At 66.5% G+C, this 24592-nt stretch carries 23 protein-coding genes and 1 tRNA gene; 14 read left to right on the forward strand and 10 right to left on the reverse strand.

What is annotated here, in order from left to right; genetic code table 11:
• Positions 1-35 precede the first annotated feature (35 nt).
• Positions 36-995: a FliM/FliN family flagellar motor C-terminal domain-containing protein gene (locus Q0C42_RS17470; RefSeq protein WP_295078903.1), complete on the forward strand. Its 960-nt coding sequence runs from the start codon at positions 36-38 to the stop codon at positions 993-995.
• Here the strand turns inward: Q0C42_RS17470 and Q0C42_RS17475 are convergent.
• Positions 992-1417 (reverse strand): TIGR01244 family sulfur transferase, encoded by a 426-nt coding sequence (locus Q0C42_RS17475; RefSeq protein WP_295078906.1) that lies wholly within the window; start codon positions 1415-1417, stop codon positions 992-994. The two genes, Q0C42_RS17470 and Q0C42_RS17475, sit on opposite strands and share 4 nt — an antisense overlap.
• A 145-nt stretch (positions 1418-1562) precedes the next feature.
• Here Q0C42_RS17475 and Q0C42_RS17480 point away from each other — a divergent pair, with 145 nt between their 5' ends.
• Both Q0C42_RS17480 and Q0C42_RS17485 read left to right on the forward strand, forming a co-directional pair.
• Positions 1563-1895 carry a TraR/DksA family transcriptional regulator gene (locus Q0C42_RS17480; protein WP_295078909.1) on the forward strand — a complete coding sequence of 111 codons (333 nt, stop codon included), beginning with the start codon at positions 1563-1565 and terminating at the stop codon, positions 1893-1895.
• On the forward strand, positions 1892-2086 hold the full coding sequence (locus tag Q0C42_RS17485) for a hypothetical protein (RefSeq protein ID WP_295078912.1): 195 nt from the start codon (positions 1892-1894) through the stop codon (positions 2084-2086). Before Q0C42_RS17480 ends, Q0C42_RS17485 begins: the two co-directional genes overlap by 4 nt.
• A gap of 18 nt (positions 2087-2104) precedes the next feature.
• Here the strand turns inward: Q0C42_RS17485 and Q0C42_RS17490 are convergent, their stop codons facing one another.
• Positions 2105-2320 (reverse strand): hypothetical protein, encoded by a 216-nt coding sequence (locus tag Q0C42_RS17490; protein ID WP_295078915.1) that lies wholly within the window; start codon positions 2318-2320, stop codon positions 2105-2107.
• 147 nt (positions 2321-2467) lie between these two features.
• On the opposite strand from Q0C42_RS17490, the gene Q0C42_RS17495 reads away from it, so the two are divergent.
• Complete coding sequence (locus Q0C42_RS17495) at positions 2468-2722, forward strand: DUF2312 domain-containing protein (RefSeq protein WP_295078918.1); 255 nt, start codon at positions 2468-2470, stop codon at positions 2720-2722.
• Here the strand turns inward: Q0C42_RS17495 and Q0C42_RS17500 are convergent, their stop codons facing one another.
• Entirely contained in the window at positions 2723-3595 is an 873-nt protein-coding gene (locus Q0C42_RS17500) for a hypothetical protein (RefSeq protein WP_295078921.1), read from the reverse strand. It lies immediately after the preceding gene.
• A 97-nt stretch (positions 3596-3692) separates the two neighbouring features.
• Here Q0C42_RS17500 and Q0C42_RS17505 point away from each other — a divergent pair, with 97 nt between their 5' ends.
• The 3 genes from Q0C42_RS17505 to Q0C42_RS17515 all read left to right on the forward strand — a co-directional run bounded on the left by Q0C42_RS17505 (position 3693) and on the right by Q0C42_RS17515 (position 6590).
• Positions 3693-5345, forward strand: coding sequence for an iron ABC transporter permease (locus Q0C42_RS17505; RefSeq protein ID WP_295078924.1), 1653 nt, complete (start codon positions 3693-3695; stop codon positions 5343-5345).
• A 42-nt stretch (positions 5346-5387) separates the two neighbouring features.
• Positions 5388-5463 (forward strand) — tRNA-Thr (locus tag Q0C42_RS17510).
• 674 nt (positions 5464-6137) lie between these two features.
• Positions 6138-6590, forward strand: a complete 453-nt coding sequence (locus Q0C42_RS17515; RefSeq protein ID WP_295078927.1) for a Hint domain-containing protein — start codon at positions 6138-6140, stop codon at positions 6588-6590.
• A gap of 75 nt (positions 6591-6665) precedes the next feature.
• Here the strand turns inward: Q0C42_RS17515 and Q0C42_RS17520 are convergent, their stop codons facing one another.
• Positions 6666-7004: a TfoX/Sxy family protein gene (locus Q0C42_RS17520; protein WP_295078930.1), complete on the reverse strand. Its 339-nt coding sequence runs from the start codon at positions 7002-7004 to the stop codon at positions 6666-6668.
• A 106-nt stretch (positions 7005-7110) separates the two neighbouring features.
• Here Q0C42_RS17520 and Q0C42_RS17525 point away from each other — a divergent pair, with 106 nt between their 5' ends.
• The 7 genes from Q0C42_RS17525 (at position 7111) to Q0C42_RS17555 (ending at position 16979) form a co-directional block, all read left to right on the forward strand.
• Positions 7111-7356 carry a hypothetical protein gene (locus Q0C42_RS17525; protein ID WP_295078933.1) on the forward strand — a complete coding sequence of 82 codons (246 nt, stop codon included), beginning with the start codon at positions 7111-7113 and terminating at the stop codon, positions 7354-7356.
• A gap of 66 nt (positions 7357-7422) precedes the next feature.
• Positions 7423-8589, forward strand: a complete 1167-nt coding sequence (locus Q0C42_RS17530; RefSeq protein ID WP_295078936.1) for a M20 aminoacylase family protein — start codon at positions 7423-7425, stop codon at positions 8587-8589.
• Positions 8586-8945, forward strand: a complete 360-nt coding sequence (locus Q0C42_RS17535; RefSeq protein ID WP_295078939.1) for a DUF1304 domain-containing protein — start codon at positions 8586-8588, stop codon at positions 8943-8945. Before Q0C42_RS17530 ends, Q0C42_RS17535 begins: the two co-directional genes overlap by 4 nt.
• Before the next feature lie 104 nt (positions 8946-9049).
• Positions 9050-10702, forward strand: coding sequence for a DUF1800 domain-containing protein (locus Q0C42_RS17540; RefSeq protein ID WP_295078941.1), 1653 nt, complete (start codon positions 9050-9052; stop codon positions 10700-10702).
• 8 nt (positions 10703-10710) lie between these two features.
• Positions 10711-11865 carry a DUF1501 domain-containing protein gene (locus tag Q0C42_RS17545; RefSeq protein ID WP_295078944.1) on the forward strand — a complete coding sequence of 385 codons (1155 nt, stop codon included), beginning with the start codon at positions 10711-10713 and terminating at the stop codon, positions 11863-11865.
• Positions 11866-11950: 85 nt separating this feature from the next.
• Positions 11951-15943 carry a PAS domain-containing protein gene (locus Q0C42_RS17550; protein WP_295078947.1) on the forward strand — a complete coding sequence of 1331 codons (3993 nt, stop codon included), beginning with the start codon at positions 11951-11953 and terminating at the stop codon, positions 15941-15943.
• A 157-nt stretch (positions 15944-16100) separates the two neighbouring features.
• On the forward strand, positions 16101-16979 hold the full coding sequence (locus Q0C42_RS17555; RefSeq protein WP_295078950.1) for a choline/ethanolamine kinase family protein: 879 nt from the start codon (positions 16101-16103) through the stop codon (positions 16977-16979).
• Here Q0C42_RS17555 and rsmA read toward each other — a convergent pair.
• The 6 genes from rsmA to lptF form a co-directional block, all read right to left on the reverse strand.
• On the reverse strand, positions 16976-17812 hold the full coding sequence (gene rsmA / locus Q0C42_RS17560) for a 16S rRNA (adenine(1518)-N(6)/adenine(1519)-N(6))-dimethyltransferase RsmA (protein WP_295078953.1): 837 nt from the start codon (positions 17810-17812) through the stop codon (positions 16976-16978). The genes Q0C42_RS17555 and rsmA overlap by 4 nt on opposite strands.
• Before the next feature lie 50 nt (positions 17813-17862).
• Entirely contained in the window at positions 17863-18816 is a 954-nt protein-coding gene (gene pdxA / locus Q0C42_RS17565; RefSeq protein ID WP_295078956.1) for a 4-hydroxythreonine-4-phosphate dehydrogenase PdxA, read from the reverse strand.
• Complete coding sequence (locus Q0C42_RS17570) at positions 18813-20042, reverse strand: peptidylprolyl isomerase (RefSeq protein WP_295078960.1); 1230 nt, start codon at positions 20040-20042, stop codon at positions 18813-18815. The genes pdxA and Q0C42_RS17570 overlap by 4 nt, the downstream gene beginning before the upstream one ends.
• 71 nt (positions 20043-20113) lie before the next feature.
• Positions 20114-22252, reverse strand: a complete 2139-nt coding sequence (locus tag Q0C42_RS17575) for an LPS assembly protein LptD (RefSeq protein ID WP_295078963.1) — start codon at positions 22250-22252, stop codon at positions 20114-20116.
• A 1-nt stretch (position 22253) separates the two neighbouring features.
• The gene (gene lptG, locus Q0C42_RS17580) at positions 22254-23351 is read right to left on the reverse strand and encodes an LPS export ABC transporter permease LptG (protein ID WP_295078966.1); all 1098 of its coding nucleotides are present in this window, start codon (positions 23349-23351) and stop codon (positions 22254-22256) included.
• On the reverse strand, positions 23348-24460 hold the full coding sequence (gene lptF, locus Q0C42_RS17585; protein WP_295078969.1) for an LPS export ABC transporter permease LptF: 1113 nt from the start codon (positions 24458-24460) through the stop codon (positions 23348-23350). The genes lptG and lptF overlap by 4 nt, the downstream gene beginning before the upstream one ends.
• Positions 24461-24592: the final 132 nt, after the last annotated feature.

Here is a 24592-nt window from a genome sequence, read left to right on the forward strand (position 1 = left end):
CTGCGCTACGGTGGCGGGCGAGGGACAGGGCCGCCATGACTGACGTGATCCGCCGCAAGATCGACCGTGCCCGCCCGACCCAGGCGGAAGGGGCTCCCGGCGCGGACCGGGGCTGGCGGCTGGCGCTTGCGCGGGCGGCGCGGGACGCGATGGGGCTGGACCTTGAATTTCGCAGTCTGACCATTGCCCGGCTGACGCTGGCGGAAATCCTGGACCTGGCGCCGGACCTGGCGTTGCTTGCCCTTCTGGACGGGCCGCGCGGTGGGCTTGGGGTCATCATGCTGGCACCGGCAGTCACGGCAGCCTTCATCGAAAAGCAGACGCTTGGTCGGCTTGGGTCGCAGGTGCCGCCCCCACGGAAGGCCAGCCGGATCGACGCCGCGATGGTCGCCGGGGTGATCGACCGCGCGCTGGTCGGGCTCGATGAAACCCTGGCGGAAGAGGCGGACTTCAGCTGGGCCGGGGGCTTCCGCTACGCCAGCTACCTTGAAGATGCGCGTCCTCTCGGCCTCCTGCTGGAAGAAGACGCCTACCGCGTGCTGTCCGCCGAGGTGGCGCTGGGAACCGACGGGCGCGCCGGGCGGGTGCTGCTGGTGCTGCCTGCAATCGGTCGGGGTGAAGCCCCCGCCATTCCCGAGACCGATGCAGACGTCGAGGCGCCGCATTTCACCGCCGCCCTTTCGGCGCAGGTGATGCACGCCGATTGCCGGCTGGACGCGGTCATCGGTCGCCTGACGCTTCCGCTGCGGCAGATCATGTCGCTTCAGGTGGGTGAAACTCTGGTCCTGACCACGGCGGCACTGGACGCGATCTCGGTCGAGACGATCGACGGGCAGCGCGTCGCAGGGGCCCGGCTCGGCCAGCACCGCGGGATGCGCGCATTGAAACTGAACGAGGCGGTCACCACTCCGTCTGCAGCATCGTCCACTCTGCGACCAGCCCTGCCTGTCGCTGCGGCCGAAGCGCCGCCCCCCGCGCTGCGCGCGGCAGGCTAGCCGCGGGCCAACGCCTCGATCTGCGGTCGTAGATGTTCCAGCTGATAGCCGAACCGCGCCGGAAGACCGATCAGTTCGTCCGGTGAAAGCTTGCCGGCATTGGCCAGCGCCCAGACGATCGACGACCGGTTTCCGCTGGCACAATAGGCAAAGACCGGACCGGTGGAGGCCGCAACGGCCGCACCTTGGGCGGTCACGTTCGCCATCGTCAGCGCGCCACCGACAACCGGATTCAGAACGAAGGTCAGTCCCAGCGCCTCGGCTGCGGTCCGCATGGCGTCGGCGTGCAGATGTGGCGGAATTTCGCCATCGGGGCGATTGTCGATCACGGTCACATAGCCCGCCGCCTTGATCGCGGGCAGGTCGCCCGGCTCGATCTGGGGCGATACGGCATAGTCGGGGGTGATCGCGCGGATATCCATCTGTCTCTCCACTTCAGCGCCGGGCGCAGGACGAAATCGGACCGACCATAGCCAGCTTGGGCGCAAAGCGCAAAGCCCGTTGACTTGGGTCAAAGCGCCCAGGTCCGCACCCGCCTAGACTCGACCGTGAAAGAGGAGGGATCCGATGCAGGCCAATCTGACCACACCCGTTGCCACCCGCAAGACCGCGCTGGAACAGCGTCTGATCGAACTTGGTGTGCGGCTGGAAGCCATCGAGGACGAGCTTGATTCGCACCAGAACCGCGACTGGGAGGAACTGGCGACCGAGCGCGAGGGCGACGAGGTCCTGGAAGCGACCGGCAATGCCGGCAAGGCAGAGATCATCCAGATCCGTGCCGCGCTTGGCCGGATCGCCGATGGCAGCTACGGAACCTGCGCCCGCTGCGGTGAGCCTATCACCGAGGCGCGGCTGGATCTCATTCCCTGGACCCCGCTTTGCAGGAGTTGTGCACAATGAATGCCCGCAAGCCCGCCGACCTGATCCATGACGAGGCCGATCTTCTGGCCGTCGGCATCACCCTGCAGCAGCAGGGGCTGGAACTTCTTCTGGCCGAGATGCATGCCCTGGCCGCGATGATGCCCGGAGAGGAAGCCGACCTGCCGACCGAAGCCGAGGTTGAGGCCGGGTTCGACAACATGCCGGTGTGATGAGGGCGGAGCGGCCCGTCAGCCCAGCAGGATACCTGCCACGACGCCGGCCAGTCCCAGCGCCGACAGACCGACCGCCGCAAGATTGATCGCGACCACGCGCTGCAGTTCGGCCCGCATCGCGGCGTCGTCCAACCCGGACCGCTTGGCGCGGGTTGCGCGCAGGATGCAGTAACCCAGACCCGCCAGTCCTGTGACGGTCAACGCCGCCCCTGCCCAGATCAATGCCTGCATCACTGTCTCCCACTGCCTTTCGGCTCCAGCTAGCCGGTCCGCAGCCCCCGTGCAAGCAATCCGCCGCAATCCGACCGATCCTGCCTTGAACCCGCAGGCCCGGGCGAGGTAGGAACCGCGGACCACCCGCCAGACCGGAGGACCGCCATGCCCGACGCGACCGATCCCTATGCCGTCACCGCCGACGAGCTTCGCCAGTTCATCGAACGCTTCGAGCAACTCGACTCGGAAAAGAAGGACGTCGCCGAGCAGCAGAAAGAGCTGATGGCCGAAGCCAAGGGCCGGGGCTACGACACCCGCGTCATGCGCAAGGTCATCGCGATGCGCAAGCGCAAGCCCGACGAGCTGGCCGAGGAAGAAGCGGTGCTGGAGCTGTACAAGACCGCCCTCGGGATGAGCTGATCAGGGCTCGATGATCCGGACGCCCGGCGTCCGGGCGATGCGGTCCAGATCCCGCCAGTAATTCTGGGTCAGCCGGTCGACAAGCGCCTCGGACCAGCCGGGGGCAGTCGCCGGGGTCGACATCTTCTCGGGGCGGCCGAACTTTTCCAGAAAGGCCGTCACGATGCGCCGCCGCTGCGACACGGCCTGCGGCGGATGCTCGCGGCAATAGGCCCGGTACCGGACCAACCCTTCCTCGGTCAACAGGTCGGCCAGCAGTTCCTCGTCGTCCTCCAGCGCGGTGTCCGGCGCGTGACCCGAGATCGCCTGCAGCACCTCCGGCCAGATCAGCGGCGTATCCTCATCGCACCAGACGGTCATCGGCACCCCCGGATTGGCATCCTTGATCGCCCGGATCGTATCGGACCAGCGCAGTTGCGTCGCGTCGATGTCGCGCAGGATGTCGTCGAAGCCCTTGCTCATCACCCGCTCCCGAAGGTCGGGCAGGAACGAGGCCGGGTTCCGGATCGCCATGTGAAACTCGGCGTCCATTTCCGAAAAAACCTGGGTAAATCCGTGCAGCCGGTCCCCGGCTTGGCCATAGAGCCCGTCGCCAACGGCATAGGCCGGAAAGCTCAGGAAGCTGGTCCAGGACAGGATCACCCGCTCGGCCTGGGGATCGTCGGTGATCTGGTCCAGGATTATCGCCGCGGATTCGGCCGAGGCCCGCGCCCCACGCAGCTGCTTGGCCGCGTCGCGCAACAGGTTGCGGTAGCGGGTGGGCGACGGCACGGCGATGCCCTGATCGGAAAGGGTCGAGCGGTTCTTCAAAAGGCAGCGGACCAGCCGGTCCTCGTCGGTGCAATGAACACCCAGGTGGAAGACGATGCGCATCTGGCCTGACTTTACGGCGCGGGCAACCAGACCCGGCGGCGCGACTATACGGGCTTTTCTGGACAGTTAAACCGGTTTCCTGTAACCCGGCCACAGGATGTCCGACCGTTTCACTCAACTTGCGCGCCGACGCCGGATGCTGCCCGATCTCTGGACGATCGGCGCGGCCTGCATCGCGATCGTGGTCCTTGCTCCGATCCTGTCCATCGCCTGGATCGCGGTGAACCCGACCGAAAACATCTGGCCGCATCTCATGGCGACGGTCCTGCCGCGCTACCTGGTCACGACGCTGATGCTGATGGGTGGCGTCGCGATCCTGACCGCCGCGATGGGCACCGGGGCGGCCTGGCTGGTCAGCCAGTACCGGTTTCCGGGGCGCAACTGGCTGTCGCATGCCCTGCTGTTCCCGATGGCGATCCCGGCCTACGTCGGGGCCTATGCGCTGGTCGATGTGCTAGACTATGCCGGGCCGCTGCAATCGGGGCTGCGCGCGGCCTTCGGCTGGACCTCGGCGCGCGACTACTGGTTCCCCGAAACCCGCTCCTTGCCGATGGCGATCCTGGTCCTGTCCTTCTCACTTTACCCTTACGTCTACCTCCTGGCCCGCTCGGCCTACCGCGAACAGTCCGGCCGCGCCTACGAAGTGGCCCGCGCGCTTGGCTGCGGCCCCTGGGGCATGTTCCTGCGGATCGGCTGGCCCCTGGCGCGCCCGGCCATCGCGGCGGGAGTCGCGCTTGCGCTGATGGAGACGGTGGCGGACTACGGCACGGTCCTGCACTTCGGCGTGCAGACGCTGACCACCGGGGTCTTCTCCACCTGGCTGAACGGCGGCAACGCGGGCGGAGCGGCGCAGATCTCCGGGGTGATCCTGGTCCTGATCCTGCTTCTGGTCGGGCTGGAGCGGGCAGGGCGGGGCGGTGCGCGCTTTCACCGCCTGGGCCGCAGTGCGCAACCCCACGAGCCGACCGAGATCGTCGGTCGCAAGCGGTGGTATGCCACGGTTCTGTGCCTCATTCCCTTTGCCGGGGGGTTCCTGCTGCCGCTGGGCGTCATGCTGGTCCACTCGGCCGCCGCGCCGGAAAGCTGGCTGGCTCCGGGCCTGATCGAGGCGCTGGTGAACACTCTGGTCGTCGGGGGACTTGCGGCGCTGGCGACGGTCGGGGCCGCCATCTTCCTGGTCTATGCGTTGCGGATGAAGGGCTCGCGTGCGGCACAGTGGTTGTTGCCGATGACGCTGGTCGGCTACGCCGCACCCGGGGCTGTGCTGGCGCTCGGGCTTCTGTTGCCGCTCGCCGCGCTGGATCACCGGCTGGCGGATGGCGTGCTGGCGCTGACCGGCTGGGACCCCGGCTTGATGATCACCGGCACGGCCTTTGCGCTTGGGCTGGCCTATCTGGTCCGCTTCTTCGGCATCGCACAGGGGGCTGTCGATGCCGCGTTCGGCCGCGTCTCGCCCTCGCTGTCGATGGCTGCCCGGTCGCTGGGGCGGTCAGCCTCGGGAACGCTGCGGTCGGTCTACCTGCCGCTGATGCGCGGGTCGGTCCTGACCGCGCTTCTGGTCGTCTTTGTCGACTGCGTGAAAGAGCTGCCCGCGACGCTGCTTCTGCGGCCGTTCAACTACAACACGCTGTCCACGCGCGTCTTCGAACTGGCAAGCCTGGAGCGGTTGTCCGAAGCCGCGCCCGCAGCGCTGCTTGTGATGGCGGTTGGCCTTCTGGCCGTCGTCGTCGTGGCCCGCCGGCAGGACTGAACCCTTGCGCGGGCGCGGCGGCAAGGGTATCTGAAGCGCGTGGCCCCTATAGCTCAGCTGGTAGAGCATCTGATTTGTAATCAGAGGGTCGGGAGTTCGAGTCTCTCTGGGGGCACCACACCCTTCACCACCACAAGCGCGGACGGGTTGCCGCATGGCCCCGGGCTTGTTGATCGTGGTCGGCCTGAGTGATTGGCCTGCCACCCGGCGGACTCGGGGAAGTGCCGGGTGACAGGTTGACCCTTTGCGGGCCTATGCAAACAGCAAGCGATCATACGTGCGCGGTTGGGTAAGGGGACTTCACCGCCTCGCATGGTGCAGAAATGATGTCCAACTCCGGCAATAGAAGGGCCGAAGGAAGACAGTTTCGGGATGGCGTGTATTACTTTGCGTCAATTGCAATCACTGGTTGATTCCGGTCGAACTGAAACGGCAATTCCGGAGAATCAGGCGCGTCGATCTGATTTTTCCATAGACCAACTGACAGTTGCATGCATGCTGCCCGGCATCGATAATGGCGGCAGCTTCCGGCCACTGTCTCAGGATCTCGGCACAAAACCTGTCTAAATGGACAGGTTAACCTGGCGCACCCCAGCTGATATATTGAATCAAGGCTCAGGTCGCCGAGACGCTGAGCCTAATTGTTCCATTTGAAAGTACATATCCGCGCCATTGTTTCCGGCGCAATCCTAATTGCAGGAATGAACCATGATGTCTTCATCTGGCTCGGTTATCGAATTCGACAGGTTCCGCCGGATCAAGGATGCCGTAGCCGGCCTCGTTCGACTGGACATGGCCGACAAGGTGGAACCCAGGCTTGACTGGTATCTCCCCGGGTTTTCGGGAAAATCCCGGGTCAGCACCATCTTTGGCGAGCTGCCGCTGGAAGCCCTTCGCGTGCGCGACGACCTTCGCACCTATTCCGGCGCCAGCGCGCGGGTGCAGCTGGTCGACCGCATCCACCTTGACGAGGAGTTCTTGCGCAAGCAACCAAGCGCGCTGCCCATTCGCATCCCGGCGAATGCATTCGGACCGGGCCGGCCATGTCAGGACATGCTTGTTTCGCCGGGACAGGAGGTATCTCCGGATGTCCATGTCGCATCGAATTTCGTGAAGTCCAGTGATTTGCGCGGGCGGTTCAATCCGGATTTGGCGCAAACTGCGGGATTGACCTATATCCGGTTCCATTGCGAAACTCCGGCAATTGTTCGGGTCGACGGTATCTGGGTTCGCGTACGGGCCTGATCCGCTAAACGCCGGCGGATTTGCAGACAATCCGACGCAGTCGGTTTGTTTCGCGATCCGGTCAATTCCCGCAAATTACCCGCGTTCAATGACGCCCAGGAAACTGAGCGTCTGCTCCATGTCGGCGCGCAGCTTGGCATCGGAGCGGTTGAACCCGGCGCAGAGCGTGTCGAATCGCTTGCGCAGGGATTTCTTCTCGTCGCCCTTGCAGTCGTTCCAGGGGCGGCCCTGCAGACCCATCACCAGGACGTAGTAGCCGATGAAGTGCGGGCGCGAGCCGCTTTCCAGCAGCCGCCGGTACGCCTCGTCGGCACCCATTTCGCGGATCTCCTCGGCCGTGGTGATCCCGGCACGCCCGAAGGCCTCTTCCGACGCGGGTCCCAGGTTTGGAATCGAGGAGACGGGGCTGGACATGGGGCAGGGGCCGGAGTGAGAACAAAACAAGGCCAGCCTCGCGGCTGGCCTTTGTATTGTCAAGCTTGGGAGAGGGTCAGATCGACGCCCAATCCCGGAAGATCGGTTGGCCCGCCTGCTGGGTGGATCCGCCGGCCTGCTGGCCTTGCTGCTGCTGGCTTGGGGTGCTGGTGCCGCCTTGCTGAGGCTGGCTTGGTTTCGTGGCCATCTTACTGCTCCGTTTGGCTCTCGTTTTTCCCATATTGCTCGGGTCCTTGGCCGCAACAAGCCGGGGATATGTCGATTTTGCGACGATATGGCGAAAACGTGCGACATCGGCAACAGGTCTTTGATCACGTTCCGGTTTTCCTGACCCAAGGCCTCGGGGCTTGCCGTTTTCGGGCAACGGGTCCACCCTGTCCGGGCAAAGGAGACTGCCATGCCGCCCAAGAACCGTTTCGCCGAGCTTCTGCCCGAAATCACCGCCTGGCGCCGCGACTTCCACCAGCACCCGGAGCTTCTGTTCGACGTCCACCGCACCGCTGCCCGCGTGGCCGAACTCTGCCGCGCCTTTGGCTGCGACGAGGTCGTCGAAGGCATCGGCCGCACCGGGGTCGTCGCCGTGATCAAGGGTCGCACCGACAGCAAGGGCCGCGTCATCGGCCTGCGCGCCGACATGGACGCCCTGCCGATCAAGGAACAGACCGGCGTGCCTTATGCCTCGACCGTGCCGGGCAAGATGCACGCCTGCGGTCATGACGGCCACACTGCGATGCTGCTGGGTGCCGCAAAGTACCTGGCCGAGACGCGGAATTTCGACGGCTCGGTCGTCTGCATCTTCCAGCCTGCCGAAGAGGGGGGCGGCGGCGGCCGCGAAATGGTCAAGGACGGGATGCTGTCGCGCTGGAACGTGCAAGAAGTCTACGGCATGCACAACATGCCCGGCATCCCCGTGGGTCACTTCGCGATCCGCCCCGGCGCGATGATGGCCGCCGCCGACCAGTTCGAGATCGTGGTGACGGGGAAGGGCGGCCACGCTGCCAAGCCGCATGACTGCGTCGACACGACGGTGGTCAGCGCACATATCATTGTGGCACTCCAGACCATCGCCAGCCGCAACGTCGACCCGCTGAAGCAGGTCGTGGTCTCGGTTTGCACCGTGGAGACCGACTCCACCGCCCATAACGTCATCCCGCAGGTGGTGAAGATGAAAGGCACCGTCCGTACGATGGACGCCAGGGTGCAGGACTTCGTGGAAGCCCGTATCGGCCAGATCGTCGAGGGCACCGCGCTGGCACTTGGCGCGCGGGCCGAGGTCCATTACCAGCGCGGCTATCCGGTGACGGTCAATGCGCCGGAAAACACCGATTTCGCCGCCGACGTGGCGCGCAAGATCTCGGGCCATGTCGACACCGACACCCCGCCCCTGATGGGGGCCGAGGATTTCAGCTTCCTGCTGAACGAACGCCCCGGCGCCTATATCTTCCTGGGCAATGGCGACACCGCGATGGTCCACCACCCGGCCTACAACTTCGACGACAACGCGATTCCCTTCGGCTCCAGCTGGTACGCCGAGATGGCCGAAACCCGGATGCCTGCCGCATGATCGGGGCGGTCCTGGTTGCGGTGGTGGCCGCGATCCACGTCGCGATCCTGCTGATGGAGATGTTCCTGTGGGAGACGCCGCGCGTTCGGGCGATCTTTCGCAGCACGCCTGAGTTTGCTGCGGCGACGCGGGTGATGGCCGCCAACCAGGGGCTTTACAACGGTTTCCTCGCCGCCGGGTTGATCCTGGCGTTGATCCAGGGTGTGCCGGGCGCGGGACAGCCGCTTGCGCATTTCATCCTGGCCTGCGTGATCGTGGCGGGGCTTTATGGCGCGGCAACTGTGGGACGTCGGATCGTCTACGTGCAGGCTGCCCCTGCCGTCCTTGCCCTGTTTGCGGTGCTGGCGGGCATCTGACCCTTTGGCGGGGTTCCGCTTGGGCCGGCGCGGCCTGTTTGTGGACGTAGGCTTGCATGGCACTGTTTTGCAAACGACAGGGGCAGGCTATGATCACCCGGCGCATGTTCCATACCCGTCTGATGGCTGCGCTGGCCGTCGCAGGTCTGCCCGCGCCGCATATGGCCAGAGCCGCCGCAGATGGTGATGCGCGGCTTTGGCTGAACCGGCTGACCTTCGGTACCTCCGCCGCCGAGATCGCGGCCTTCTCTGCGCTGGGGGCCGAAGGTTGGCTTGACCGGCAGCTGTCGCTGCCCGTCTCCGACCCCGGGCTGGAGGACCGCCTTTCCCGCGCCCGGTTGCGCATGGTCTATCCTGCAGGCCTGGACGAGCATGGGTCAAGCTGGCCTGCAATGGACGCGCTGCGCCCGTTGTCGGCATTGACTGCCGACCCCGAGACGTTGCTGCCCCTGATCGACTGGACGCCGGGGCAGGGGATGGACTTCACCGAACGCATCCGCCCCGCAACCGAGGTCATCGCCGCCTCGCTGATCCGCGCCGTCCATGCCGAGGCACAACTGCGCGAGGTGATGACCCAGTTCTGGCATGACCACTTCAGCGTCAATGCGCTGAAGGACGAATACACCGCCGCGTTCTTCGCCAGCCACGATGCCCTTTTGCGCCAGCACGCCCTGGGCAACTTCCGCGTGCTCCTGGGCGCGGTGGCGCGTTCGCCCGCGATGCTTTACTATCTCAACAACGTCGACAGCATCGCCAGTCCCGCGAACGAGAACTATGCCCGCGAACTTCTGGAACTGCATACTCTGGGTGCCGGCAACTACCTGAACGACCGTCATCAGGACTGGCGCGCCGTTCCGGGGGCCACGGAGGGGCTGGCCGAGGGCTACCTTGACCTTGATGTCTACGAGGTGGCCCGCGCCTTCACCGGCTGGAGCATGGGGGACGGCCGCTGGATCTCCGAGGGAGAAACTGCGCCGTTGACCGGACGCTTCCACTATGTCCAGCGCTGGCATGATCCGTACCAGAAGCGCATCCTAGGCCGGGAATTTCCTCCGAACCGCGGCCCGATGGAAGACGGAGAGGAGGTGCTCGACCTCCTCGCCAGCCATCCGGGGACAGCGCGCTTTGTCTGCAGCAAGATCGCCCGGCGGCTTCTGTCCGACGATCCGCCCGCCGCATTGGTCGATGCGATGGCGCAGGCCTTCCTCTCAGCGAAAGATGCCCCCGACCAGATCGCCCAGGTCCTGCGGGTGCTGGTACGCGCCCCGGAGTTTGCTGCACCGCAGCAGAAACTGCGCCGCCCCTTCGAATTCCTCGCCGCAATCTATCGGGCGACCGGGGCCGAGGTGCAATCCGTCGAAAGCGGTTTTCACTGGCAGCTGACCCGCGCCGGCTGGCGGCAACACGAGTATGGGCCGCCCACCGGCCATCCCGACCGGATGCCGGCCTGGACCGGTGCCAGCACGCTGAACCGCTACGTCGATCTGGCGCTTTCGGGCCTTGATGACTGGTTCGACGGTGCGCAGGCCAACCTGACGCCACTGGCCCAGGACAGCGAGACCGCCCAGGACTTCGCAACGCGCCAGGCCGAGGCGCTGGCACCGGGGCAGGGTGCCGCCGTCGCCGCGGATCTTGGCCAGACCCTCGGCTTTGATGCGATGACGCCGGCCAGCGACTACCCGCCCGCAGACCGTCAGGCGCTGGCCCAGACCGCGGTGGCCTTTGCTGCGCTGACCCCCGAATTCCTGTTGCGTTGAGGCCGCCCATGTCCCGTGATCCGATCCTGGTGGTGATCTTTCTGCGCGGCGGAGCCGACGGTCTGGCGCTTGTTTCGCCGACCAGCGATCCCGACTTCATCGCCGCGCGTCCGGAATCCCTCCGCGTCTTGCGCCAGGGCGATGCCGCCGGACGCTCCATCCGTCAGGACATCGCCGATGTCGACTTCCGCTTCCACCCTGCCGCCGCGCCCCTGGCAGATCTCTACGACGCGGGCGACCTGTCGCTGATCCATGCGGCGGGCCTGCCGGAAGCAACGCGCAGCCATTTCGACGCCGAGGCGCGCATCGAGCGCGGGCTCTTCGGTGCAAACATACCGCCCGGAGACCCCTCGGGCTGGATCGGACGCTGGTTGCAGGCCGCAAGGCCCGGCGGACCGATGCCCGCGCTGGCGGTGGGGGCCATGCGTCCCGCAAGCCTGCTGGGCGCCGACGCCGCCGTGGCCGACAGCCTTGCCGATCTGGTCATCGCGCCGGACCACTGGCTCTCGGATCTCTTGCGCGCCCGGTTGCGGGCCGGATTCGGCGCGCATGGACCGCTGGACCGGCCGGTGCAGGACCTGCTGGGCCTCTCGGATCTGGTCAAGGGCCGTTTCTGGTCGGCAGCCGATGAAGGTCTGCGCCCTTATCTTCCGTCCGTTGACTATCCGGAAGGCAATCCGGTCTGCCCACCGCTGATGACCGTCGCCCAGACCATCAAGGAAAACCTGGGCCTTCGGGTCGCGACGGTCGATGTCCCGGGCTGGGATACGCATGTCAACCAGTCCGGCGACTTTGCAACGCTGCTTGACGGGCTAAGCCAGGCCCTGATGGCGTTCTGGCGCGATCTCGGGCCTTTGCAGCAGGACGTCTCGGTCGTGGTGATGAGCGAATTCGGTCGCCGCCTGCGGGCGAACACCGGCGGTGGTACGGATCATGGTCGTGGCAATGTCATGATGGTCCTGGGCCCCCAGGCGCGAGGCGGAAGGATGGTCGGCGGCTGGCCGGGACTGGCCAACGAGGCGCTGGAAGAAGGGGCTGACCTGGCAGTCCTGACCGACTACCGCGACGTTCTGGCCCAGCTTCTGTCGGGCCACATGGGGCTGGCCGATCCAGGGTCGGTCTTTCCGGACCTTGTCCCCGTACATCTGGGGTTGTGGGGATAATCCGCATCAACGAATGTCGGGTCACAAGCGGACTTGCGGTGCGTCGACATCTGTCCGATAATTTCGGGCCTTGGATCGAGGATGGATGGGACACGCGGGCCAGCCTGACACCGGGACTGCACAACCAGCGCGGGTAGAGCTCCGCGTGGTCGAGTTGATGAATCGTCTCCTCGACGTGACCCCGGACACCATCGACAGTGAAATCGACGCCGTGCTGGAAACGCTGGGCGAAAGCTACGGCTTTACCCGGACGTTTCTGTTCCACTACGATTCCGCAAGCGGATACCGCAACACCAACGAATGGGTGGCGCCGGGCGTGCCGCCATTGAAGCCGGTGATGCAGTCGGCCGCAGAACCGATGCGGCCGATCTGGCACCAGGCCTTTATCGAAGGCCGTACCATCGCCGTCATGGACCGCGACGATCTGCCTGCCGGGTCGCCCGAGCGGCAGTTTCTCACCGATATCGGCGTGAATTCGACCCTGATGGTGCCGCTGTGCGACGGGGACCGGCTGTTCGGCGTGATCGGCTTCGACTGCTGCCGCCCGGACCGGCACTGGCAGGACGAGGCCGTGTTCCTGCTGACCTCGATCGGCAGGGCGGTGTCGTCTGTCCTTCTGCGCGCCAACGCTGCCCGCGCCGAAGCCGCAGCGCGCAGCCACCTGGAAGCCACGCTGGATGCGCTACCCGACCTGGTGATCGAACTGGCCCCGACCGGCGAGATCATTGCCTGCCACAGTGACAAGCTGCCTTGGCTCTCCAGCCTGGTCCGCGCCGGGATCGGTTGCCCGGTCGCCCAGATCCTGCCTTTGCCGCTGGCGCGCGCGATGACGGAGATCCTGGCCACACCACCGGTCGACCGGGTCTCGATGACGCGGCGCGTCGGTGTCTCGACCCTCGTGGCACCGCACCGCTACGAGGTTTCCGTGGCCCGGTTGACACTGGTGCCGGATGCCGACAAGGCGAACCTGATCGTGGTGATCCGAGACATTGCCGCCTCGGACCGCTCTACCGAGATGACCTCGTTCCGCGAAGGCCAGTTCACCGCCTTTTTCGAGATGTGCCCGCATCCGATCCTGGTGAACGACTTCGACACGGGCGAGATCATCGACGTGAACCGGGCGTTCAAGGATGTCTTCGGGCTCGACCCGACCGCCGGGATCAATCTGCAAGTCCAGCAGATCCTGCCCGTGGACGGAACCTGGCTGATCCAGGGCGCGCGGGCGGCTTTGAAGGCCGCGCAGACCTATGGCCCGGTCGAGGCCACGTTCCGCTGCAAGGATGGCCATTCCTTCCCCGCGATGGTGCGCTGCTTCATGAGCATCGATCCCAACGGCCGCCGCCTGGTCTGGTCCCTGATCGAGAACGTGATGGAGATCCGCGCCAAGGAAGCTGCCTTGCAGTCCGGGCGCGACACGCTGGAGGCAACCCGCGCCCGCTTCCTGGCCGCAATCGAGGCGCTGGACGACGGCTTTGCCATTTTCGACGCCGAGGATCGACTGGTCCTGTGGAACACGCCCTATGTCCGGGTCTTCTCCCAGATCGCCGACCTGATCCGCGAGGGTGCGCTTTACGATGACCTTCTGCGCGCGGCCATCGACCGTGGCGTCTTCGGTGCGGAAGGCGAACGCGACGACAAGAACCTGCAACGACGCCTGGACCGTCCGCTGACCGAGGTGTGGGATAACGAGGACGAACTGGCCGATGGCCGGCTGATCTGGGTCCGCGAACGCGCCACGCCCTCGCAAGAGACCGTCGGCCTTTACGAGGATGTCACCGCGCGCCGCCTTGCGGACCGGCGACTGGAGCAGATCGTCGACGGCGGCGGCATCGCGGTCTGGGACTGGGCCTCGGACCGCGGCTTCACCACGATCACCGACTGCTGGGAGACGATGCTCGGCCTTGGCTCGGCGCGGGCTCTGGCCGATCTGATCGAACTGGTCCACCCCGAGGACCGCCTTGCCGTCGCTGAGGCGCAACGCGAGTTGTTCCTGTCCGGCTCCGAAACGTTCTCGCTGCGCTGCCGGATGCGCCACCAAAGCGGCAAGTGGGTCTGGCTTCTGACCCGCGGCCATGTCGCCGCGCGGTGGGCCGATGGCAGTCCGCGCCGGATCTCGGGCATCACGCTGGACGTCTCTGTCCAGTCCGAGGCCGAAGTGCGGCTGGGCCAGGTGATCGACGGCACCAAGGTCGGCACCTGGGAACATGACATGCGCTCGGGTGTCACCCTGGTTAGCGACCGCTGGGCCGAAATCCTCGGCTTCCGCGCGGTCGAACTGAACCCGATCTCGCTGCAGGCCTGGCTTGACATGCTGCACCCCGACGACGCCGAAAGCCTGATCGCCCAGGAGCGCGACGCCTTCGAAGCCGGCCAATGGCAGGTGGAACACGAGGTCCGCCTGCGCCACCGCGACGGGCACTGGGTCTGGGTCCTGACCCGCGCCCAGGTCGCCGAATGGGACGAAGACGGCCGCCCGGTCAAGACCAGCGGGATCAATCTCGACATCTCGGCCTCCAAATCCCTTGAATTTGCGCTGGCCCGCGAACGCGACACCCTGGCCCGGGTCATGGAGGCGTCGGTCTCGGGCATCGTGGTGGTCGACGAATGCGGCGCGGTGGTCTTCGCCAACGCCGCCGCCGAGCGGGTCATCGGCCGCAAGGTCAGCCCGGGCAGCCTGCTGTTGTCGCTGATCGGCACCGAGGGCGTCTCCGATCCCGACGGCAACCACATCCCGCCCGACCACCTGCCCATCGCCCGCGCCCTGGCTGGTGAGCCGGGGATGCACGCCGTCCGCCGCGACCTCTACTGGCCCTCGGGCGAACGCCGTGTCGTGGCCGTCACCTCGGCCCGCCTCTCGGCCGCCGGCGCCGAGACCGCCGTCGTCTGCACCTTCACCGACATCACCGACGAGGTGCAGAACCAGGACCGGCTCCGCGCCGCGATGACCGCCGCCGAAACCGCCAACCGCGCCAAGTCCGACTTCCTGGCCGCGATGAGCCACGAGATCCGCACCCCCCTCAACGGTGTCCTCGGCATGGCGACCGTTCTGGGCCACCGGCTTTCGGACCCGCAGGAACAGGCGATGGTCCGGGTGATCCGCGATTCCGGCGAGCACCTCCTTGGCGTGATCAACGATATCCTCGACCTCGCGAAGATCGAAGCCGGGCGGCTGGTGCTTGACGCGCGCCCGATCCGCCTGCCGGATATCCTGTTCCGCGTCGCGGCTCTGCACCAGATCGCCGCCATCGAAAAGGGCGTCAAGCTGATCATCCGCTGCCTCGGCAGCGGAGAGCTGCGCCTTGGCGACGAGATGCGTCTGATCCAGATCCTGCACAACCTGATGGGCAATGCGCTGAAGTTCACCGATCAGGGCCACGTGCGGGTCGAGATCAACTGTTCCGACCCCGAAAGCATCACCATCGAGGTCCAGGACACCGGCATCGGGATGTCGGCAGACGACATCTCCCGCTCTTTCGAAGAGTTCACGCAAGCCATGGGCGGCTCGCGGCGCAGCCATGTCGGGACCGGCCTTGGCCTGCCCATCGTGCGCCGCCTGGCCCGGCTGATGGAGGGGGACGTCTCGCTCCATTCGGTCGAGGGCGAGGGGGTGACCGCGCGCGTTTCATTGAAGATCCCCCTCCTTGCCGATGCCGCAGCGCATGACCCGGCCGCCGAACAGCGGCGCCTGCCGCCGATGCGGGTGCTGGCGGCCGAGGACAATGCGACGAACCGGATCATCCTGCAAAGCATGCTCCAGTCGCTGGGTGTCGAGACGGTGATCGTCGCCGACGGCGCGCAGGCCCTGCAACGCTTCCACGGCGGTGGTTTCGACGCGGTGCTTCTCGACATCGCCATGCCGGGCATGGACGGTCTGGACACGCTGAACGCCCTGAATGCCCTGGCGGCCGAGAGGGGCAATGCCGCACCACGCGCGATTGCTGTCACCGCCAATGTGATGACCCACCAGGTTGACGAATACCTCGGGCACGGCTTCGCAGCCGTCGTCGCCAAGCCGATCCGGATCGAGATGCTGGGCCAGGCGCTTTGGCAATGTGTCGATCAGTCGGCGGGCGACTGAAGCGCACCCGGAATTTGCTTTGACAGGTCAGGCGCTTGAACGCATTCTTCCCGCCGCGGGCGCAGGGTGCGCGCCCGGTGTCTGGTGACGGTGGCGGCGATGCGGTCCCTTGCCGGATCAGCCGTTCCATTTCACCCCATTGCGGCGCGGAGGTGACATGCATGACCGTCTTGATCCCCTGACGCGGGCTTTGGCGCTGCCGCTCTGGCAGGGCGATGCCACGGCGACGCCGCTGGGTGGCGGGATCACCAACCTGAACGTCCTCGTCACCGATGCCACCCGCCGCGCCGTGGTACGGATCGGCGACGACATTCCGGTCCACCAGATCATGCGCTTCAACGAACTGGCCGCCAGCCGCGCCGCCCATGCCGCCGGGGTTTCGCCCGCGGTCCTGCACCACGAACCCGGCGCGCTGGTCATCGATTTCGTCGAGGGTCGCACGATGACGGCCGAAGACCTGCTCGATCAGGATCTCCTGGAACAGGCTCTGGCACTGGTCATGCACGCCCACCGCGACATCCCCCGCCATCTGCGCGGACCCGCACTGACCTTCTGGGTCTTCCACGTGGTCCGCGACTATGCAGCGACCCTGGACGAGGGCAGGTCCCGCCACCGGCCGATCCTGCCCGACCTCCTTTCCGAGGCGGAGGCGCTGGAGCGTGCGGTGGGTCGCATCGAGATGGTCTTCGGCCACAACGACCTGCTGCCCGGCAACTTCCTGCACGACGGCAAGCGGATGTGGCTGATCGACTGGGATTATGCCGGCTGGGGCTCGCCGCTTTTCGATCTTGGCGGTCTTGCCGCGAACATCGGGCTTGATGCAAAGCAGGAGGCCTGGCTTCTGGAAGCCTATTTCGGGGTGGCCCCGGATGCCGACCTCTGGCGGCGATACCGCGCGATGAAGGCCGCCGCCGCCCTGCGCGAGGCGATGTGGTCGATGGTCCAGGAAAGCCATTCGAAGCTCGACTTCGACTACCGGACCTATACCGCCGCGTATCTGGAGACCTACCGCACGGCGCTTGCGGCCACCCGCTAACCGACCGCGCGCGCCAGGGCGCAGAACCCTTCCAGCCCGATCTCCTCGGCCCGTGCGGTAGGCGGAATGCCGACGCCTTCCAGAACCGTCTCGATGTCCGGCCGCAGGCCCTTCAGACTGGACCGCAGCATCTTCCTGCGCTGGTTGAACGCCATCGCGGTCACGCGTTGCAGTGTCTTGAAATCACAAGGGAAACGCGGCTGGGGCAGGGCGGTCAGCTGCACCACCGCGGATTGGACCTTGGGCGCCGGGGTAAAGGCTTCCGGCGGCAGGGTCATGACGATCCGCGCCTCGCAGCGGTACTGTGCCAGAAGGGCCAGCCGCCCGTAATGCTCTGTCCTCGGTTTCGCAACAATCCGCTCGGCCACTTCCTTCTGGAACATAAGCGTCAACGAAGACCAAAGCGGAGGCCAGATCTCCGGCGTCAGCCAGCGGATCAGAAGCTCGGTGCCGATGTTGTACGGCAGATTGGCCACGATCTTGAAGGGCGGCGTCAGATGCTGGGCGAGGTCCAGCTCCAGCGCGTCGCCAAGCAGGACTTCCAGCCGTCCCGGACAGGCCGCTGCAATCTCGGCCAGAGCGGGCAGGGCGCGCGCGTCCTTTTCGACCGCCACCACCCGCCGCGCACCCTCGGCCAGAAGCCCGCGCGTCAATCCCCCCGGACCGGGCCCAACCTCCAGCACGTCACAGCCCGACAGGTCGCCCGCCGACCGCGCGATCTTGGCGGTCAGGTTCAGGTCCAGCAGAAAATTCTGCCCCAGCTGCTTTCTCGCCACCAGTTCATGCGCCCGGATCACCTCGCGCAGCGGCGGCAGACCATCGATCGTGCCCAAACTCAGCCTTTCATCTTTGCCGAAATATCCCCGCCGGAGGCATCCGACGCCTAAACTCCGCGCGCCGCAACCATGTCGCGCGCCATCCGCAAGGCCGCGATCAGGCTCGACGGGTCGGCAACCCCGCGCCCGGCGATGTCATAGGCCGTCCCGTGGTCGGGCGAGGTGCGCACGAAGGGAAGCCCCAACGTCACATTCACGCCGCCCGCAAAGTCGATCGTCTTGATCGGAATCAGCGCCTGGTCGTGATAGGCGCAGACTGCCGCGTCATAGCCCTTCCGCGCCCCGGCGTGGAACATCGTGTCGGCAGGCCACGGACCGGTCACCTTCAGCCCCTCGGCCGCAAGCCGCGCAAGCAGGGGCCGGATCATCCGTTCGTCTTCCCACCCCATCGCGCCGCCTTCGCCCGCGTGGGGGTTCAGCCCCGCAACCGCGATCCTGGGGGAGGCAATCCCGAAATCCCGGACCAGCCCGGCATGGGTTATCCGGATAGTGTCCTCCAAAAGCCCCTCGGTCAAAGCCGCCGGCACCTCGGACAGGGGAATGTGGATCGTCGCAGGCACCACCCGCAGACCGGGACAGGCCAGCATCATGACCACGCGTCCGACCCCGGCGAGATGGGCCAGAAACTCGGTATGTCCCGGAAAGGCGAAGCCCGCGCCGTCCTTCAGCGCCTTCTTGTTGATCGGCGCCGTGCAGACCGCTGACCCAAGACCCGCCTGCACCAGCCGGACCGCCCGCTCGATCACCGCGACCACGCCCGGTGCATTGGCCGGGTCCGGCTGTCCGGGTGTCGCCAGCCCCGCAAACTCCTGCACCAGCACCGCCATAGCGCCATCGCCAAACGCCTCGCCATCGCGAACCGCACGCCACTCTGTTCCTGCCGGAAGATGCCGCGGATCGCCGATCCAGACAAAGCGTTCACCCGCCGCCCAGGCCTTTACCGCGATCTCGGGGCCGATTCCGGACGGGTCGCCGCAGGTCAGAAGGACCGGCGCGCTCACGGCTCGCGGATGATCGCAGCCGAGCGGAGTTCTTCCAGATAGCCCTCGGCCAGGCCTTCCAGCTTCTGGTTGATCACCTGGTCGCGCACCTGATCGCGCGTCGGGGCAGGGTCCTGCACCGCCTCGCGCCCGCACAGCATCAGCATCCGCCGCAGTCCTCCGCGCGTCAGCGCGACCGAGGTCTCGTTCGGGTCCAGCTTCGCCAGTTCCAGCGCCACCTCCCCCGGCACCTCACCCATTGCCGCCTTGGTCAGCGTCACCCGGTCGGTCTGACCGCCAGACTCCGCCTGCAGCATGTCGCAATCGTCTGCCGCCACCCGGACGCGCGCGATTTCCGCCGCGTCGTCGGGCACCAGCAATTCCACCCATTCGACCGAAACCAGGACTGGTTCGGCCGACGCATCCTCGGCCACGTCGCGCAAAAGGAACAGCACGACCGCGCCCGGCACCGCGACCGGGTCCGACACCTCGCCCGTGTCCAGTGCCAGGACCTTCTGGCCGATGGCCGGGGGCAGGTTCGACAGCGGCAGCCAGTCCAGCCGCCCGCCCGCGCCTGCCGTAGGGGCTGCGGAATACTTCCGTGCCGCCGCTGCAAAATCCGCTTCGCCCGACAGGCTGTCGGACAGTTCCTGCGCTTGGGCCATCGCCGCTTCTTCCTGGCCCTGCGGCGCCGGGATCACCAGCTCGCTGGCCAGGACCTGCAACGCCTTCGGCCGGGCCGACGCTTCCAGTGCGCGGTCGACGTCCGCCTCGCTGATCGGGACCTGGCCCAGGAATTTGCCCCGGACCACCTGACGCCACAACAGACCGGCCGAGACGAAGTCCCGGAAGGTTTCTGGCGCGATCCCGGCCTTGGTCAACTCGCCCACGAACTGTTCGGTCGTCAGGTTCGCGCGGCCTGCAAATTCGGCCAGCCCGTCGGTCAGGTCCTTCTCGGTCACCGTGATGTCAAGCCGCTCCGCCTCGGTCTGGCGGAGCCGGTCCTCGATCAGGGCCTTCAAGGCCTCTTCCTCGGGGTTGCCGGGGGCCCGCAGCACCCGCAGGAACAGGGCCCGTTGCGCCACCTCGTACTCGGTGATCGCCCGATCGTTCACATAAAGCCGGGGTGCGAACAGGTCCTGCGCCCAAGCCGGAGCCATCATCACCGAAGCCGTGGTAATGGGGACCACCAGCGCAAGGCCGATCGCTGTTGCCGCCGCCTGTCGTTTCAGAACCGAAAATCGCATCGTTTCCGCCGCTCTTCCTCAATCCCGCGGGTCTTGGGCCCGCCGCTTTTCCCTGCCCGCAATGCCCGCGGCTATTGCCGACAACTGCGCGCCGGCCCCCCGGTCACACCGCCACCAAAGCCCACAAGGTCCAGCGAGAGGCCGAAATCCGTTGTCGGGGTTACACTAGTGGATGACGTGAAGCGACGCGAGAGGGAAACATCAAACCGCACGCATTCGTTCAGGAACTCCAGACCCAGTCCGGCAAGCGTGCCTTGATCACCGTGGAAATCGTAACGACCCGAGGCCTTGGCCGTCCAGTTCGGGGTGATCTTGCGCCGCGCGTCGAAGGTGATCTCCTGCGTCGGATCGGGCCGGTTTTCCAGCGGATCGGCGACAGCCCAGATCATCGAGGAACTCAGCGCCGTCTTCGGGGTGCTCACCGTCACGCGTGCTTCGGCCTTGGTGACGCCAAAGTCGTCGTCCAGCACCAGCCGGCCCGACAGCGCCAGGCTGTCGGCCAATGTAAAGGTCGCGGAAGCCAGCCAGTCCGAAGTGGCACCCGCCAGCCCGGACCCTGCGCCGAACTGGCCCAGGTCCGCCTCGCGGTACACCCGGCCCAAAGTCACGCCCATCGACCAGCCCTTGGGGTCGAACCGAGTCCAGCTGATGCCCAGATTCACCCGCGGCCCGCGTTCCACCGCGTCCGATCCCGGGAAGCGGTCCAGCGCGAAAAGGTTGCCCTCGTCGAACTCGACCAGCACCGAATCCTCGTTCGGCAGGCTCTCGGCATCGGACGAGGCATAAAGCAGCTGAACAACCGGCTCGATCACCTGCGTCGCGCCTCCGGCTTCCGTCTTCACCCAGGGCCAGCGCAGCTCCACTCCGACCGTCCCATGCGTGCGCGAGGTGTTGCCGGCAAAGTCCGCGTCATCGGCGATGGTATAGGCATCGGCGGTCAGCTCGCCCAGCACCGTGCCTTCGATCCCCATCGGCAGGAACAGGCTGCGCCGCCAGTCGATCCGCGCCGAGACGCGACCCACATCGCGGCCGTCGGCAATCCCGTCTCCATTGCCGTCAACCGGGCTCAGCGAGCTGCGTCTGTGATTGTGGGTCTGCAACCGCAGCCCACCCTCGCCGCCAAGGGGTCCCAGCGAGAAGCGACGGTGGAAGGTCAGATCGGCAATGACCGTAGGGATCGTGGTGTTGTCCTCGTCGTCCCGCAGCGACTGGAAGCTGATGATCCGCGCCGAAATATGTTCGTTGCGCCGTGTGCGCTTGATCTCGACCCGGCTGTCCAGGCGGTCGGTGTTGCCCAGACCGTAGTCCAGCATATAGGCCGGATCGGTGACGGTCTGGCCGTCGAAGCTGAGCAAAAAGCGTTCGGGCAGGGTGAAATCGCCCCGCGCCCGCAGGTAGCCGCGGGTCTTGCCGGGCAGCAGATCGTCGCGGCTGAGCGACCCGTCCAGCGTGATAAGCCCGGTGGCAAAGGCCTGCCGGTAGCGCAGGCCCAGGGTCTGACTTTGCCGCGCCGTCAGGTAGGGGGTCAGCGTCAGGTCGGCCGATTTCCCAAGAACGATGAAGTAGGGCACCCGGATTCCGGTCCCGAGGTCCGAGGTGGTTCGGACCGACGGCATCAGGAACCCCGTGGCGCGCTTCAGCGTCGGGTCCGGCATCCGCAGCCGCGGAATGTACAGGACCGGAATCCCCGCCAGCCGGAACTGAGCGCGGTCGAAATAGATCTGCCGCGCGACCTCGTCATGCACCACGCGGCGGGCGCGGATTTCCCACAGCGGCGTCGGATCGCCCGGGCAGACCTTGCAGGACGAGGCCGTGACGGTCTGCAAGGCGGTATAGCGCCCCGAGACGCGCATCATCCGGTTGGCGGCCAGTTGCAGTTGCTGGTTCAGCACCAGCCGCGCGCTGGTCAGGATGCCTTCGGACAGATCGGCGGCCAGCTCGGCCTGATCGGCCAGGATCAGCGTTTCGCCCGACGGTTCGGTCAGGACGATGGGCCCGCTGATATCCAGCCGGTCGGTGGCCTGGTCAAAGACGATCCGGCTGGCCTTAAGCCGGCGGCCCTTGAAGAAGATCTCGACATTGCCGTCGGCGATCAGGCGCGTGTCGCCCGTGATCTCCAGGCTGTCGGACACCAGCGTGGCACCGTCCTGCGCCTGGGCGGGCAGGGCAAGGCTCAGAAGCAGCGCGAAAAGGGTAAGGAGGCGCAGCATGTCAGCCCTCCTCCAGATGCAGAAGCAGGCCCAGCGACAGCATCACTGCGGCGACGGGGGGGCTCCAGGCGGCCAGAAGGATCGGGATCTGCCCGCTGTCCCCCAGCGCTTGGGCGAAGTTGCGCAAAAAGTAGAAGCCGAAACCCGCCAGCAGCGCGAACAGCACCATCCGCCCGGTGCCGCCGAAGCGTACATGCCGCATGGTGAACCCCGCCGCGACCAGCACCATCGCCGCCATCAGCATCGGCAGCGCCAGTTCCATCTGGTACCAAAGCTTGTAGGCCTGGGCCGAAAAGCCCGCGCGTTCGAGGTCGGCGATATAGCCTGGCAGGTCCCAGAACCCGATGGCAGAGGGGGTGCCGAAACTGTCGCGGATCCGCTCGGGCGTCAGGTCCGAGGGCAATGCCACTGGTCCCGTCGCCTTGACCGCCGTCAGTTCCGGATTGACCGCCGTCAGGTCCCAGGTCTTGGTGCCGGTCAGCGCCCAGGCCCCTTCGACCAGCTTGGCCGTCTCCGCCTCGACCCGCCGGGTCGGTCGTCCCTCTTGGTCGAAGCCCAGGAACGTCACCCCGAAAAGCTCGGTCCCGTCCAGGTTCGACCGCGCGGCCTGGATCACCGTCTGTCCCTCGGCCGAGCCCTGCCGCAGCCAAAGGCCGGTATCGGCCACCGACAGCACCGACCGCCCGCCCTGGCTCAACTCTGATCGCACGTCGTCATAGGCCTTGGACGTCGCCGCCACGAGCGGGTTGAAGAACGCCACCGCAAGGCACCCCAGCGCCACCGAAACCAGAAGCGGCGTCAACAAGAACCGCAGCCCGGACCGCCCCGCCGCCCGCACCACGACCAGCTCCGACGACCGCGCCAGCCCCAGAAAGTTCGCAATCGCCCCCAGGATCAGGATCAAGGGCAGGATCCGGTACAGCGTCTCGGGCACGCTGAGGAGCGACAACCGCGCCGCCCCCGCCAGACCCACGCCCGCATCGGAAAAGCGCCGCAACTGCTCGATCATGTCGATCAGCATCAGGATGACGAAGAAGGCCAGGAATACCCGGCCCACCGAGGCCAGGAACCGCCGTGCGATGTACAGGCTCAGCGTCATGCGAAGACCCGCCGTCGCCGGGGCCGCTGCGCCCACCACAAGAGCACGCCCGACACCAGAATCCCCGCGACCGGCCCCAGGTAGACCGCGGGCCAGGCACCTTCCTGCTCCAGCGCCCGGCTTCCGCCCCAGGTCCAGACCAGCTGCACCGCGATTAAGAGACCCACCGCGACCGCCATCTGCCGCCAAAGCCCGAAGCGCGAGAATGATCCCAGCATCAGCGCCGCAAAGCCCAGAAGCGGTGCCGCCACCGACAGCAGCGGACCTGCCAGCCGCGAATGCGCCTCCTCCTGCATCTGCGCCACGCTGGCCCCGGTGGCCGCCGCCGCCTCGGGCGAGGCGTCCAGAAGAACCCGCGTCGGCAGCGCGTTCATCGCCACCCGCCCCGCGCCCGCGACCGAGATCAGCCCCGCCAGATCCAGCGTGAAGTCCGAAAACCGCGTCACCGCCATCCGGCCATCCTTGCGCGCCAGCCGCTGGGTCGCGCCATCGACCATCACCAGCTTCGGTGCCAGCTCGCCGCGCACCAGAAAAGCCTTGCGCGCCGTGTGCACCGCCCGCTCGCTTTCCGACCGCTCATCCGCCAGGAACAGATCCAGCAACTCTCCGGTCGGGCTGATCTCGCGGATGTAAAGCGTGATCCCCTGCGACGGATGCATGAATTGCCCCGCCGTCAGGAAGCGCGCGGTCACGTTCTGCGATATCTCGGCCGACCTTTCGCTCAGGATGCGCTGGCTGGCCGGGACCAGCACATTGGTCAGCATCATCTGCATCCCCCAGACCGCCAGCCCGAAATACAGCACCGGCCGCGCCAGCCGGAAAGCGGAAAACCCGGTCGCCTGCATCACCACCAGCTCGGATTCCTGCATCAGCCGGTTGATCACATAGACCGCCGACGCGAAGGCCGCGATCGGCAGCACCAGCCGGATCGCGTTGGGCAGAGTCAGGATCGAGAACTCCAGGAACACCAGCGCTGACTGCCCGTCGCCGATCAGCTGGTCAAACAGGCCGACCGCCCGGTTGACCCAGTAGACAGCGACCAGCACCAGGGCGAAAAAGCCGAACAGCGACAAGAGCTGCGACAAGAGGTATCTGTCGAATCTAGACACGCCCGGCCCGGCTCCCACAACATCTAGCCGCGACCCTAACGGAATTCCCCGGCGGCGAAAACTGCTATCTGGCAAACCGGCAGGCGGGGTTGTAGCGTCCCGGCAAGCCACCGCCGAGGGGCGCAACCCCGA

Source organism: Tabrizicola sp. (genome assembly GCF_022842145.1).
Classification (GTDB): Bacteria; Pseudomonadota; Alphaproteobacteria; order Rhodobacterales; family Rhodobacteraceae; genus Tabrizicola.